At 73.2% G+C, this 12421-nt stretch carries 13 protein-coding genes; 6 read left to right on the top strand and 7 right to left on the bottom strand.

The features are described from left to right. The first annotated feature begins 45 nt into the window (after positions 1-45). Together AC069K_RS02245 and AC069K_RS02250 are read left to right on the top strand one after the other, a co-directional pair. Entirely contained in the window at positions 46-1320 is a 1275-nt protein-coding gene (locus AC069K_RS02245) for an AAA family ATPase (RefSeq protein WP_478611249.1), read from the top strand. Continuing rightward, positions 1317-2654 carry a vWA domain-containing protein gene (locus AC069K_RS02250; RefSeq protein WP_478611996.1) on the top strand — a complete coding sequence of 446 codons (1338 nt, stop codon included), beginning with the start codon at positions 1317-1319 and terminating at the stop codon, positions 2652-2654. The genes AC069K_RS02245 and AC069K_RS02250 overlap by 4 nt, the downstream gene beginning before the upstream one ends. A gap of 38 nt (positions 2655-2692) precedes the next feature. Here the strand turns inward: AC069K_RS02250 and AC069K_RS02255 are convergent, their stop codons facing one another. After that, positions 2693-4354: a tannase/feruloyl esterase family alpha/beta hydrolase gene (locus AC069K_RS02255; RefSeq protein WP_478611252.1), complete on the bottom strand. Its 1662-nt coding sequence runs from the start codon at positions 4352-4354 to the stop codon at positions 2693-2695. A gap of 217 nt (positions 4355-4571) precedes the next feature. After that, positions 4572-5795 carry an MFS transporter gene (locus AC069K_RS02260; RefSeq protein ID WP_478611255.1) on the bottom strand — a complete coding sequence of 408 codons (1224 nt, stop codon included), beginning with the start codon at positions 5793-5795 and terminating at the stop codon, positions 4572-4574. A gap of 431 nt (positions 5796-6226) precedes the next feature. Here AC069K_RS02260 and AC069K_RS02265 point away from each other — a divergent pair, with 431 nt between their 5' ends. Continuing rightward, positions 6227-6688 (top strand): MarR family winged helix-turn-helix transcriptional regulator, encoded by a 462-nt coding sequence (locus AC069K_RS02265; RefSeq protein ID WP_478611258.1) that lies wholly within the window; start codon positions 6227-6229, stop codon positions 6686-6688. Positions 6689-6742: 54 nt separating this feature from the next. Here the strand turns inward: AC069K_RS02265 and AC069K_RS02270 are convergent, their stop codons facing one another. Further along, positions 6743-7435 carry a class I SAM-dependent methyltransferase gene (locus AC069K_RS02270; RefSeq protein WP_478611261.1) on the bottom strand — a complete coding sequence of 231 codons (693 nt, stop codon included), beginning with the start codon at positions 7433-7435 and terminating at the stop codon, positions 6743-6745. A 116-nt stretch (positions 7436-7551) separates the two neighbouring features. Here AC069K_RS02270 and AC069K_RS02275 point away from each other — a divergent pair, with 116 nt between their 5' ends. Continuing rightward, positions 7552-8076 (top strand): MepB family protein, encoded by a 525-nt coding sequence (locus tag AC069K_RS02275; protein WP_478611262.1) that lies wholly within the window; start codon positions 7552-7554, stop codon positions 8074-8076. A 115-nt stretch (positions 8077-8191) separates the two neighbouring features. On the opposite strand, the gene AC069K_RS02280 is transcribed toward AC069K_RS02275, so the two are convergent. Then, complete coding sequence (locus AC069K_RS02280; protein ID WP_365114267.1) at positions 8192-8455, bottom strand: GlsB/YeaQ/YmgE family stress response membrane protein; 264 nt, start codon at positions 8453-8455, stop codon at positions 8192-8194. A 111-nt stretch (positions 8456-8566) separates the two neighbouring features. Further along, entirely contained in the window at positions 8567-8944 is a 378-nt protein-coding gene (locus AC069K_RS02285; RefSeq protein WP_358836784.1) for a hypothetical protein, read from the bottom strand. A gap of 255 nt (positions 8945-9199) precedes the next feature. Between AC069K_RS02285 and AC069K_RS02290 the strand changes: the two genes are divergently transcribed. Further along, positions 9200-9406 carry a hypothetical protein gene (locus AC069K_RS02290; protein ID WP_365114265.1) on the top strand — a complete coding sequence of 69 codons (207 nt, stop codon included), beginning with the start codon at positions 9200-9202 and terminating at the stop codon, positions 9404-9406. Between the two features lie 145 nt (positions 9407-9551). On the opposite strand, the gene AC069K_RS02295 is transcribed toward AC069K_RS02290, so the two are convergent. Further along, the gene (locus tag AC069K_RS02295; protein WP_478611267.1) at positions 9552-10211 is read right to left on the bottom strand and encodes a DUF6629 family protein; all 660 of its coding nucleotides are present in this window, start codon (positions 10209-10211) and stop codon (positions 9552-9554) included. A gap of 544 nt (positions 10212-10755) precedes the next feature. Here AC069K_RS02295 and AC069K_RS02300 point away from each other — a divergent pair. Further along, positions 10756-10902, top strand: a complete 147-nt coding sequence (locus AC069K_RS02300; RefSeq protein WP_358837801.1) for a hypothetical protein — start codon at positions 10756-10758, stop codon at positions 10900-10902. Positions 10903-10904: 2 nt separating this feature from the next. Here AC069K_RS02300 and AC069K_RS02305 read toward each other — a convergent pair whose 3' ends face one another. Then, positions 10905-12398 carry a patatin-like phospholipase family protein gene (locus AC069K_RS02305; protein ID WP_478611271.1) on the bottom strand — a complete coding sequence of 498 codons (1494 nt, stop codon included), beginning with the start codon at positions 12396-12398 and terminating at the stop codon, positions 10905-10907. Positions 12399-12421: the final 23 nt, after the last annotated feature.

A 12421-nucleotide genomic window follows, 5' to 3' on the forward strand; every position in this document is an offset into this window, starting at 1 on the left:
CCGGGACGGCTCGTCCCGTCCCTCCCACACCCCAGGTGATGCCCCATGAACCCCACTGCCCTCCATCCCGCGCCCGCCGAGGCGCCCGGGACCGACGCCCGCCTCGCGCTCGCCGACGGCCTCCTGAGCCTCCTGCGGACGACCACCACCGAACCGCGCCCCGACGAGCAGCTCGAAGCGCTCACCCTGGCCGTCGCGGCCGATCTGCCCGTACTGCTCTGGGGCGAGCCGGGGATCGGCAAGACCGCCGCTCTGACCCAGCTCGCCGCCTCCCTCGACCTGCCGCTGACCACGGTGATCGCCAGCGTCCACGAGCCGTCCGACTTCTCCGGGCTGCCCGTCGTGGGCGACGACCCGGCGGTGAACGGGGTCCCGATGGCACCACCGCAGTGGGCGGTGGATCTCGTACGCGCCGGACGGGGACTGCTCTTCCTGGACGAGCTCTCCACGGCCACCCCGGCCGTCCAGGCCGCCCTGCTGCGGGTGGTACTGGAGCGGAGGGTCGGCGCGCTGCGCCTGCCCGAGGGCGTACGGATCGTGGCCGCCGCCAATCCCCGCGCGTCGGCGGCGGACGGATGGGAGCTCAGCCCGCCGCTGGCCAACCGGTTCGTGCACCTGCACTGGACCCACGACCAGGAGGTGGTGGTGCGCGGGCTCGGCGGGGTATGGCCCCGGGCCGAGCTGCCCCGGCTGGCACCGGAGCGGCTGCCGGAGGCGGTGGCGTTCGCCCGGCGCGCGGTCTGCGGTTTCCTGCGCGTCCGGCCGACGCTGATCCACCGCCTGCCGAGCACGGAGACGCGACGCGGGGGCGCCTGGCCCTCGCCCCGGAGCTGGGAGGCCGCGCTGACACTGCTGGCCTTCGGTACGGCGGCCTCGGTCTCCCGGGAGGTGCTGGCCCTGCTGGTGCGGGGCGCGGTCGGAGACGGGCCGGGGCTCGAACTCCTCGCCCATCTGGACCGGATGGACCTGCCGGACCCGGAAGCGCTGCTGGCCGACCCGGCCCACGCCGAACTCCCCGTGCGGGGCGATCTGCGCCAGGCGGCGCTGGAGGCGGTGGTGGCCGCCGTCGGGACGCGCCCGGAGCGGGCGCGCTGGGAGGCGGCCTGGGCCGTGCTGGCCCGGGCACTGCAGACCGGCGCCCCGGACCTCCTGGTCGCCCCGGCGAAGGCGCTGGCCGCGCTGCGGCGCGACCCGTGGGAGGTGCCGGAGGTGGTGGACCGGCTGGCCGGAGTGGCCGGACTCGCCCGGCGGGCCACCCGGTCGGTGGAACGCGCCGAAGCGGCGGCCTACGCCGGGCGTACGGCGCGGGCGTGCCGATGACGGGGGCCGCGAAGCGCCCGGTGCCGCGCCCCGTGCCCCGGCCCGCGCCGCCGCGCCCGGTCCGGGCCACCGTACCGGGGCCGGACGACTCCGGAGGGACGCACGGCCGCCCCCGACTCGCCCTGGACACGGAGAAGTTGCTGGCCGCCCGGCTGCACGCGGTGCGGGTCCGCCCCTACCTGGCCGGTGCGCTCTTCGCGCTGCACGTGGTGGAGGACCGGTCCGTACCGACCATGGCCGTGGACGCGCACTGGCGCTGCTACGTCTCCCCGGCCTTCGTCGCCCGCACCCCCGTGGAGGAGTTGGCGGGCGTCTGGGTGCACGAGGTCTCCCACCTGCTCCGCGACCACCACGGGCGGGGCGAGCGGTATGGGCGCGAGCACGGCGAGTACGGGCCGGGTGAACGGTTGCGGCGGAACATCGCCGCCGACTTCGAGATCAACGACGACATCTACGGCGACGGTCTGCCCCGGCCCGCAGGCGCGGTGCTGCCGTCGCTGCTGGGACTGGACGAGGGGCTGCTGATGGAGGAGTACCTGCGGACCGCCTCGATGTCCGGGCTCGCGGCGGATCTCGCCTGGCTGGACTGCGGCAGCGGCGCCGACGGGCAGGACCGGCCGTGGGAGCTGGGGCCCGACGGGGCCCACGGCCTGAGCAGGCAGCAGCGGGACGCGGTCCGCTTCCGGGTCGCCGAGGGCATCAAGGGCCGGCCCGGCGACGCGCCGGAGGGGTGGCGCCGCTGGGCGGACGAGGCCTTCCACGCGCCGCAGCCGTGGCGGCGGTTGCTCGGGGCCGCGATCCGCTCGGCGGCGAGCGCGCCGGGGGTGGGCGAGAACCACAGCTACCGGCGCCCGTCCCGGCGCTCGGCCGGTGTGCCCGGCGTCCTGCTGCCCAGTCTGCGCCGTACCCCGGCCCGGGTCTGCGTCCTGATCGACACCTCCGGGTCGGTGAGCGACGCCGAGCTGGGCAGCGCCCTGCTGGAGGTGGCGGCGATCTCGCGGGCGGTGGGCGGGCGGCGCGACCTGGTCTCGGTGATCTCCTGCGACGCGGCGGCCGGGGTCGCCGTGCCGCTCTGCCGTGCCGAGAACATCGAACTGGTCGGGGGCGGGGGGACGGACCTGCGCTCGGGCTTCGCCCGCGCGCTGCGCTCCCGGCCGCGCCCGGACGTGATCGTCACCCTGACGGACGGTCAGACACCGTGGCCCTCCGCCCAGCCGCCCTGCCGCACCGTCGTCGGCCTCTTCCGCCGTCCCGCCGGGCCCGTGGACGAGGAGAACCCCACCTACGTTCCGGACGCCCCGCCGCCCTGGGCGCGTGTCGTCACCATCGGCTGACGGGACGCGGCGCTTCGGCGGAAGGCGTCCGGCGAGGTCTACGGGCGGGGTGCGGGGAAGCAGGTGAAGCCGGCCGCGGAGTCGGGGCTGCCGACGCCGGTGTACCTCGGCCAGGACGGGTGGGCGCACAGCGGCCGGGTCCTGCCGTGCGCGGCGGGGTTGGCGTCGGTGACGACGGGCCGGACGGGCGCCGTGTCCCGCTCGGCCCAGTCCTCCAGGGCGCTCAGCGAGTCCCAGCTCGCCGCGAAGGAGGCGTCGATGTTGGCGTGGTTGGCGCCGGGGACGAGGTAGAGCCGGGCGAAGGCGTCGGTGGCGCGCTTGCCGACGCGCTGCTGGACGCGCTCGAAGTAGTCGACGGTGGAGCGGTGGCTGACGAGTTCGTCGGCCGTGCCGTGCAGGATGAGCAGTTTCCCGCCGGCCCGTGCGAAGGGGCGCAGGTCGGGGTTGTTGACGTCCTGGAGGGCCGACAGGTCGCTGATGCGCTGCCGCCACGCGCCGGGATGGCGCGGGTCGAGGGACAGGGCGTCGAAGGAGGGGTCGCGGGTGACGAAGTGGCGCACCCACTGGTCCCAGAACTGCACCCCGTAGCCGCTGTTCGTCGGCATCGGGTGGCCCGGCGCCACCGCTCCCATGCCGAGCAGGGGAGTGGTCATGTCCGCGCCGGACAGAAAGGGGAAGCCGGGGTAACCGCGCTCACCACTGGCCAGCGGGTAGCGCCACCGCAGGGGCGCGGAGAGCGCTTCGACGGCGTGGATCTGGGGGTCGGACAGACAGGTGTCCGCGGTGTCCAGGCCGTGGGGGCAGCGCAGCGTGCGGGGGTCGAAGCGGCAACCGCGCTCGTCGGAGACGACGCCGTCGCGCAAGCCGTCCCGGCCGTCGCAGGCCGTGACGACGCGGCGGTGGAGCAGGTCCTGCTGCGTGGGGCCGAGGAAGGCTCCGGGGCGGGAGAGGAGCTGGGCCTCGTATCCGAAGAACAGGTCCAGGCTCGCGGCGTTCCAGGCGGGGTAGGCCGCGATGACGCCGTCGAAGTCCCTGGGCCGGCGCTGGGCGACGGCGAGCGCCTCGCGTCCGCCGCTGGACCCGCCGGCGAAGTAGGTGTGGGTGGGGACGGCGCCCGCGTAATGAAGGCGGATGAGATGGCGGGCGGCGTCCAGGGTCTTTTCGAGGGCGTCGCCCGCGAAGTTGCGTACGGCTTCGTCGTTGAGGCCGAAGGACCCGTCGAGCGAGGGGGTGGGCGGGAAGCCGGGGGTGGCCTGGTGGCCGGAGTCACTGGCGAAGGTGGCGTAGCCGCGGCCGAGCGGCCGGGGCCGGTCGAGGGGGCCGAAGGGGACGTTGCCGGTGACGTCGGGGACCGTACCGTCGTATCCGCCGCCGCCGAACATCATGGCCTTGCCGTTCCAGTGGACGGGCAGGGCGACCCGCAGGTGGATGTCGGGGGCGCCGGGGTCCACGGGGTGCAGGGAGGCGTCGACCCGGCAGTACGCACCGGTCGCGGTGGCCCCGGTCCCGGTGGCCGCGACGGGGGTCGCCGCCGTCACCTCACCACCGGTGGTGGGCAGCCCGATCACCGAGGCCGGGATCGTACGGCCGGTCAGGGCGGCGCACGAACCCGGACCGGGTGCGGCGTGCGCCGCGGGCAGAGCGGTGGTGGTGCCCATGAGCGCGAGCGCGAGTCCTGTTGCGGCGACGGCCTTCTTCATGGCGGCTCCATGAGGTGCGCGGGAGGGTAGGGGGCGCGCACAGATTAGGGAGGCCGTGGGGGAGGGGACCATGGCGTGGGCGCACACATCGGCGGGGGACGGGGTGTATGCACCGAGACCCCGGCCTTCCGCGTCGAAAGAGCCCTGCGGGCGACACGAGGTTCCGGTCGGCCACGACGTCGTACGGCGGCCTGCGGGCAGCCGCCAACTCCTGGCGCTACGGCGTCTGCGTCGTGGGCGGCTGCGCCGGAAGGGGCTGCTCCTGCCGCAGTGCCAGGGACGCCGAGAACCGTGCGCGGGCGACCGGTCCGACGAGGGCGACGGGCAGGGTGACGGCCGCGGCGATCGCGAAGAGCGTGCCGAAGTGCTCGTCGTCCGCCAGGCCGCTGACCAGATATGTACTCAGGGCCGCCCCCGTGTACACCGCGCACGCCACCAGCGACGTGGCGATGCCGCGTACCTGCGGCGGCGCGACCTCGGTCCCCCAGGTCTGCACCGTGGACTGCACCAGGGCGAAGGCGAGCCCGGACAGCACGCTGGCCGTCAGCACGGTCAGCATCGACTGGGTGGGCACGCACACCAGATAGCCCACGCCGAGCAGCGCGCTGCCGACGGCGAAGTGGGTCGCGGCCGACACCCGCTGGCCCAGGGCGCGTACCGCCACGCCGCCCGCCACCGCGGCCAGACCGTAGCTGCCGGTGACCAGACCCGCGTACACGACGCTGTGGCCGCCCGACTGGAGGGCCGTGTTGAGGAAGTTGAAGAAGCCCAGCATGGCCGCGCCCTCGAAGACCGCGAAGGCCACCAGGAACCGGAACCAGCCGATACGGAAGACCATGCCGAGCCGGGCGGAGACGCTCGTGCCGCTGGGCGCCGGGGCGGATGCCTCCGGCAGGCGGCCGAAGGCCAGGACGAGCAGCGGCGAGCAGATCGCCACCAGCAGGATCGCCGCGCGCCAGTTCCACAGGTGCGTGAACACCCCCGCCACCACGGTCGCGGCGGCCGTGCCGACGGCCCCGGCCGCGAGCACGCTCGCGACGGTCCGCTGCCGCTGGGCGAACGGCAGCCGGTCGCCCACGTACGCGACCATCACGGGCAGCAGGGCGGCCGCCGACGCGCCCGCGAGCGCGCGTCCGAGGATCAGTACGCCCAGGTTGGGGGCGAGCGCGGACACCAGGTCCGCGACGCACATGCCCATCAGGGCCACCCGCATGACCGGTACGCGCCCGTACACGTCGGAGACGAGACCGTGGATGGGCTGCATCAGACCGAACAGCAGCAGATAGGCCGTGAGGGCGATCGTGACGGAGGAGAGGCTGACGCCCAGGCCTTTGGACGCGGGCAGCAGCAGCGGGGTGATCACGATCCGGTCGAAGTTGCCGAGGAAGGAGCCGGCGTAGATCAGGCGCATGTCCTGGGCATCGGTGGTGCGCTTGTCCACTGCCTTCCCTCCGGTTCGTCGGTCTGCTGACGGGCCGCGGTTCTCGCGTGCACCCGCGCCTCCATGGCTGCCGGAAGGCAATTAATCACTAGCGCTGATAGTCAGAGGACCTGATGGGTCAGTATGGGGCGGCCCGCTGGAATCGTCAACGCGGGCGCGCGGCCTCGTACGTGCCAACAAGCCCGCGCGAGCGCCCCGTTGGAGCAACGCGCCGTCCGCGCGACTGGTCACGCGCCGGAGCGCGGGCCGCATGCCCGTCCTGACCGCCGCGGAGGCTTGACGTGTCTCAAAGTCATTGGTCTTCTGTCTGAAAGGCAGTCAGTGCTGCTGTCGGACCCGAGGCGCGAGGCCGCGCCGCCCGGCCCGGCAGGTGCCCTGGGGCAGACCGTGCGCTGCACCTGGCGCTCGCCGAAGGAGCCGGAGGATTGGCCGTGGGCAAGGAACTCGGCGTCACGGATCCACTCTTGTGCGAAGGTCTTCAGCGGTGGCACGGCTTCCTGTTGTGCAGAGCGGCCCGGACGGTCGCGGGTTCCGTCGAGCGCGACCTGTCGCCGCTGCAGGTGACGATGCGTCAACTCGATGTGCTGAGCGTCGTCGCGGCCGAACCGGGCATCAACCAGCGGGCGGTGGGCAACCAGCTCCGCATCAATCGCATGACCGTCGTCACCCTGGTCGACAAGCTGGAGGGGACGGGCCTGATGGAGCGCAGACGCGGCCCCGACCGCCGGGCCCTGGAACTGCACCTGACCGAACGGGGACTGCGACGGCTGCGGGAGGCGCAGGAAGTGCTGGCCGGGGTCCACCGCGAGTTCCTGGGTCCTTTGTCCGCCGAGGAGAGCGAAGCCCTGCGGGCCCTGCTGGTACGTCTGGTGGTGTGCGGCCCCGCCCTCTGAGGGTGGCTGGAGGGGGCGAGTGGGTGTGGCGGTCGGCGCTCGCCCGCTCCCCCCTCAGTCGAGGTCCCCGTCCCCGTGTCCGTGTCCGTTCCGCGCGGCGGTACGCGCCGTCTTCCCCGGCCGACTGGCCCTGATCACCGTGGCGTACGCCTCGCGCTCGCCCGTCGAGGTCGTGACGGTGTGCACCACCCGCTCGGCGCGTTCGACGCGCAGGTCCGGCAGTTCCGCGCGCAGGCGGTCCGGGGTGTACATCCGCTCCGGTTCGGACGGCCCTTCGAGGCCGATGCCGAGGTTGTCGAGATGGTGCCCCACGATCACCAGCCGTCCGCCCGGAACCAGCGCCTCGGACGCACGTGCCAGGAGTGCCGCCCGCTCTGCCGGTTCGATGTGGACGTACGTGATGAGGGCGAGGTTGAAGGTGGAGCGCGGCGGTCCGTACGAACCCAGATCCGCCAGGACGGTCGTCACCTCCACCCTCGCCTCCTCGGCCTGCCGGCGCGTGCGCTCCAGGGCCACCGAGGAGATGTCCACGGCCGTCACCTGCCAGCCTCGGCGGGCGAGCCACAACGTATGGCGTCCGGCACCCGCCCCGAGGTCGAGGGCGCGGGGCCGCGCCGCCGCCGGGCCGGAAGGCGCGTCCGGTGCCACCAGCGCCAGCTCCTCGACCGCCAGCGGGTGGGGAGCGAGCGTCCAGCCGATGTCGCCGTGGGTGTAACGACGGTCCCAGTACTCGGCCCAGTCGGTCATCTGCGCTCGCACCTCCGCACGCCGGGAAGAACCTTGAGCAATCTGACAGCACGGCAGATTATCACCACCGCTGCCCATGTCGGAGGGGTGCGACGAGCTGATGGCAGGATGGGGGAGTGGCGAAGAATCACCCCTGGTCGGGGCTTCCTGATGACCTGGTGGCGGCGAGGACACGGGTGTACGACCCGAGCGGCTTCGTCTGCACCCGGCCGGTGCCCGAGCCGGAGAGTGCGGAGTACGCGGCTCACGGGTTCACCCTTGACGGTCTGGCGGTACGGTTCCGCGTGGCCAGGACCACCCCGACGAAGGTCGGCCAGTTCGTGACCGTATGGCAGCGGTCCGCACAGGGCCCGATCCGCCCCTTCGACGTCGACGACGGCATCGACCTCTTCGTCATCAGCAGTCGCGACAGCGGCCACTTCGGGCAGTTCGTGTTCCCGCGCGAGGTGCTGTGCGAGCGCGGCATCGTCTCGCGAGCCGACGCCGGCGGCAAACGGGGTTTTCGGGTCTATCCGCCCTGGGTGACGACCACCAACCGACAGGCACGCGGTACGCAGGCGTGGCAGGTGGCCTACTTCCTGCGGCTCGACGAGGACGGGCAGGCCGACACGGCACGTGCCCGAACCCTCTACCACCCCTAGCGGGTCCGCTTCTTCGGTGTTCGCCGTATGACCTCAAGGGCGCCCGGATGGTGGGTACGCGTCGGCCGCCCGGGGAGATCCCCGGGCGGCCGATGGGGGAAAACCTGCCTGCCGGTCAGCGTCGGCCCTTCATCCGTTCGACCGCGGCGACACCGACTGCGGCGAGTGCGATCTGGATGGCGAGTTCGATCCAGTCGATGCCGTTGGTGTCCGCCACGTCCAGGGCGGCGGCGATGGCGGTACCGATCAGAGCGGCGATGATACCGACGGCGATGGTCCACAGGATGCCGGTGTGCTGGCGGCCGGGCAGGGCGAGGCGGCCCAGAACGCCGATGATTGCGCCGATGATGATGGCGGTGATGATGCCGGAGATCTCCATGCCGTCCCTTCCTCGAAGTCGTTCGCAGGTCGGATGCCCGCACGACGCGTGCTCACACACCATGGCTTCGTGGAAGATGTCCCGGCCGTCCGGTGGCCGGGGCCGGTGCGCCTACAGTTCCAGGAGGGGCTCCAGAGCACGGAGTGCCGCGCGGATCTCCTCCAGGGGCAGCGCGCGTTCGCGGTCCAGGACGAGGTAGATGAAGAGGCCGCCCTCACGCAGCCGCAGCAGCGGCCGGATCAGGTGGAGCTCGGTGCCGAGGGTGATCAGGATGTCCTCGACGCTGTCCGGGGCATAGCCGAGGAGCTCCAGGGTGTACAGCTTGGCGCGCATCACGTCGCTGTCCCCGTAGGCGACCTTGTCCATGTCGAGCCCGCTGCCGCGATCGAGGGACCCCAGGACCCGGCGCTGGCGGAAGTCGACCACGGCCACCCCGGTGGCCCCGCCGATCGCCAGCGCCTTCCGCAGTACCGTCGCGATGGTGTCCATGCCGCCCCTCCCGACTCCCACCCGGCCGGGCTCCTCCAGCCACACCCGGGTTCTGGCCCCGTCGGGCCGCAGGCACCCTAGCGGACGGATCATCGGTCGCGCGCCGCCGGGAGGGTCCCCCAGTGACGGCCGGGTGCGTCCGTTCGGGTGATGGTCGCGGCGGAACGACGGCCACCCCGGCGGAGGGGCGTGTCCCGCGCGCACGGTGATCGTTGACAGGCCATGAGGAAAATCATTGCTGTCACGGTCTTGACCATGTCCGCTCTGGGACTGGCGGGCCCGGTCCACGCCCACGGCGCCTCCACGGCCGCCCCCGCCTCTTCTCCCCGGCTCGACGGGCCGCCGTGGCCGTACGCGGACTGCATCAAGGCCGCCCGGAACAAGGGCGAGAGCCGGAGCTACGCCAAGTGGCACTGCGACCAGCTGGTGCGTGCGGGCTGGATCAAGCCCCCCAAGCGGTAGGACGCTTCACGAGCCGGGGCCGGCCGGGGCGCGGCCGCGGCGAACAGGGCGCGGGCCCGGTCGGCGCCCGTGTCCCACCGCCGCGCCCGTGTCCCGGCCGCGGGTGGCCGGGTGAGGTCTGCGGGCCGCCCCCACCAGGTCCCGGTCACGCCTCTCGCATGCCTCGGCCCGACGGCCCCGCGACCGGCGCCGGTGGACGGCGCCCTCTCGCCCAGAGCGCCACGATCACCGAACACACCGCCGCGGACGCGCACCACGTCGAGATGTACTCCTGCCGCCACAGCGCGGCGGACACCGCGGCTCCCACGGCGACCAGCACACCGAGCAGGACCAGCCCCCGGTCGCCGGACAGGAGCAGGGAGCCGATCGTGGCGAGGAGGTAGCCGCCGACGACCAGTTCCGGCTGCGCAAGGCCGAGAGAGTATCCGACGGTGTGCCCGCGGATCTCGGCCGTCACGGTGCGGGTCGCCAGCGCGTGGGCGAGTGCCGTCGCGGTCGCGAGCCCTGCGGCCAAGGGGATGAGCAGACGGAGGCGAGCGCTCGGCGGCGCGGCGCAGAGGACGGCCGCCGGTACCCACAGCGCCAGCAGGGGAAGCGCGATGACGGCCCAGGCCACCGTGGCAGGCCCGGTGCCGCCGTCGTGGTGCCACACCGCGGCTTCGACGATCTGGTGACTCCCGAGGAGGAGCGGCAGCGCGGCCAGGGGCACATCGCGGGGGCGCCGGGCCGCGAGGGTCACCGAGACGACTCCCACGGCCGCGATGCCCGCACCCGCGACGAGGTCGGCTGTCGCACTCCAGCACATGGGAGCCACGGTACGACTCCTGTGGCGCGTGTGGGCGCCTACGGGAGGAACGGCGGTGTGTCCTCGAAGTCGAAGGACGAGACCCACGCTTCCCCGGACCCTGGCATGTGAAGGCGGCGTCCCGGGTGACGGACCGGGCGCCGTACGGGACCTTCAGCCGCACCAGGGTGTTCGTGCGGTTGAGCGCGGCCCAGAGCTTACGCGACCTCGACAGGCTGGCGGCGGACTGCGCCCGTGGCCGCGACGCGGCTTCTTCGGCAGCTCGGTGGTCCACCCCGCCCAAGTCCCGGTCGTCAAAGCCGCGTTCACCCCGAGCGACCAGGGCCCGCACCGTCCTCGACATCGCTGCCCTCGGGGCGCGGGACCCCCTCTGAGCGCCATCCCCGAGCGCCCGCAGGCGCGGACGGCTCCTCATCCTCCCGGCGCTTCATCGTGCTCCCCGCGACACCCGCCGCGCCCCCGCGTGGCATCCGCGCCGCCGTTTCGACCGGCAGTGCCGGGGCAGACGACGTAGCGTCACGGCTCGCTACATCGGGAGGGTTTCATGTCCGGTCTCCTCGCCAAGATCAAGCAGTTCAGCCGCACCCCGCAGGGGCAGCGGACGATCGCCTCGGTGCGGCGCGCCGCCTCCGACCCGCGCAAGCGGGAGCAGGCCCGCGGGATGTTCAAGCGGCTGCGCGGCGGGCGCTGACCTCACGACGGGCCCGCCCCCGGCGCCTCGGGGGCAGCCCCGCCGAAGAGCAGGTTTCCCACGCACCCGGGCTCGTCGCTGGTGAAATAGTCGTGGAGGGACTCGCTCAGTTCGTCGAGGTTGGTCATGCCGTCCCCGTTGGTGTCCAGTCGGTGGGCGATGTGGGCCGCCTCCGTCTCGTCCGCGCCGAGGGCCCGTACGAGCTGGCGCGTCTCGGACCTGCCGAGAAGACCGTCCTGGTCGTGGTCGGCGGCCATCAGGATGGCCGTGACCAGCGGCAGAATGCAGGTGTCGTAGGTGGCGGGGGTGAAGGCGAGTTTGGCCAGGGCGGTGGTGAACGGCTCGCGCGTCAGGGACTGCGAGGAGAACACCCCGGCCTCACCGGTCAGACTGCGCCAGTACGTGGCGAACGCGTCGCGGAGGGCCAGAGCCTGCCGGCTGTCCGTCTCGTGCCCGAGGCGCGTGGCCATCCGGGTGGCGGCGGCCATGAAGTCCGCCGCCGTGACGACACCGTCCGCGTCGGTGTCGAAGAGGTGGAACTGCCGCCGGTGCTTCTCCGTCACCAGGGACGGCACCTCCCCGGGCCACGCGGGGTGGACGTGCGGCCTGGGTGCCGTGCGGCGCGGAACGACGGGCTGCCGCGTGGCGCGGGCCTCAAGATAGCGGCTGGTGGCGGCGTAGCTGAGGTCGATGCGGCGGTGGATGGCGGCCAGTTCACTGCTCCTGCCGGGCCACCGGGTCTCCGGCCCCTGCATCGGGGCGTCCTCACCACTGGGCAGGACGTGGACGCGTACGCCGTCGGGACGGCTGTTGAGGACCTGGTGCAGATGGTGCCTGCGGGACACCTCGAAGATGGTCGCCCCCAGGTGCCAGGGGGTACGAGCCGGGCGCAGGGGCCGTTCGTTCTGGCGCATCCGCAGGACGTAGATGGTGCGCGCGCCACTGGCCACGGCCCGCGCCAGGGGTACGGACTCGACGACCCCTCCGTCCACGTAGTGCTCGGCACCGATCCGGACCGGAGGCCACAGCCCCGGCACGGCGCTGGAGGCCAGCAGCGCGGGGAGCAGGGGGCCGGAGTCGAAGTACCGTACGGCCGCGCGCTCGATGGACGCGGCGACGCACTGGTACGGGACCTGGAGATCCTCGATCCTGCTCGGCTGGGCGAAGTGGCTGGCCAGCAGGGCGCGTACGGCGGTGTTCGTCTTGATCTCGGGCCGCAGGGCGAGCGCCTTGAGCAGGCTGCGCGGGGTGAGGCCCATGACCCGGTCGGCGACGAAGTCGTGCCAGAAGCGCAGCATCTCCTCGCACACCGTCGGCGTCGGGTTCCTGGCGACCATGGCTCCCTGGATCGACCCGATGGACGTACCGATGACCAGGTCGGGAGTGATCCCGTGCTCGAAGAGAGCACGGACCATGCCTACCTGGTGGCCGCCGAGGGCGCCGCCTCCGCCGAGCACGAAGGCGACTTCGGGCGTGTGGGTGGGGTGGTGTGTCATCTCTGCGGCCTCTCCAGGGCGGT

This window comes from Streptomyces sp. NPDC043908, from assembly GCF_056435525.1.

Bases quoted from the DNA above. Each gene is read 5' to 3' on its own strand.
- AC069K_RS02290 (WP_365114265.1), top strand. From the start codon at position 9,200: ATGTCCGCTCTGGGACTGGCGGGCCCGGTCCACGCCCACGGCGCCTCC.
- AC069K_RS02305 (WP_478611271.1), bottom strand. From the start codon at position 12,398: ATGACACACCACCCCACCCACACGCCCGAAGTCGCCTTCGTGCTCGGC.
- AC069K_RS02245 (WP_478611249.1), top strand. From the start codon at position 46: ATGAACCCCACTGCCCTCCATCCCGCGCCCGCCGAGGCGCCCGGGACC.
- AC069K_RS02280 (WP_365114267.1), bottom strand. From the start codon at position 8,455: ATGGAGATCTCCGGCATCATCACCGCCATCATCATCGGCGCAATCATC.
- AC069K_RS02285 (WP_358836784.1), bottom strand. From the start codon at position 8,944: ATGGACACCATCGCGACGGTACTGCGGAAGGCGCTGGCGATCGGCGGG.
- AC069K_RS02270 (WP_478611261.1), bottom strand. From the start codon at position 7,435: ATGACCGACTGGGCCGAGTACTGGGACCGTCGTTACACCCACGGCGAC.
- AC069K_RS02295 (WP_478611267.1), bottom strand. From the start codon at position 10,211: ATGTGCTGGAGTGCGACAGCCGACCTCGTCGCGGGTGCGGGCATCGCG.
- AC069K_RS02300 (WP_358837801.1), top strand. From the start codon at position 10,756: ATGTCCGGTCTCCTCGCCAAGATCAAGCAGTTCAGCCGCACCCCGCAG.
- AC069K_RS02250 (WP_478611996.1), top strand. From the start codon at position 1,317: ATGACGGGGGCCGCGAAGCGCCCGGTGCCGCGCCCCGTGCCCCGGCCC.
- AC069K_RS02255 (WP_478611252.1), bottom strand. From the start codon at position 4,354: ATGAAGAAGGCCGTCGCCGCAACAGGACTCGCGCTCGCGCTCATGGGC.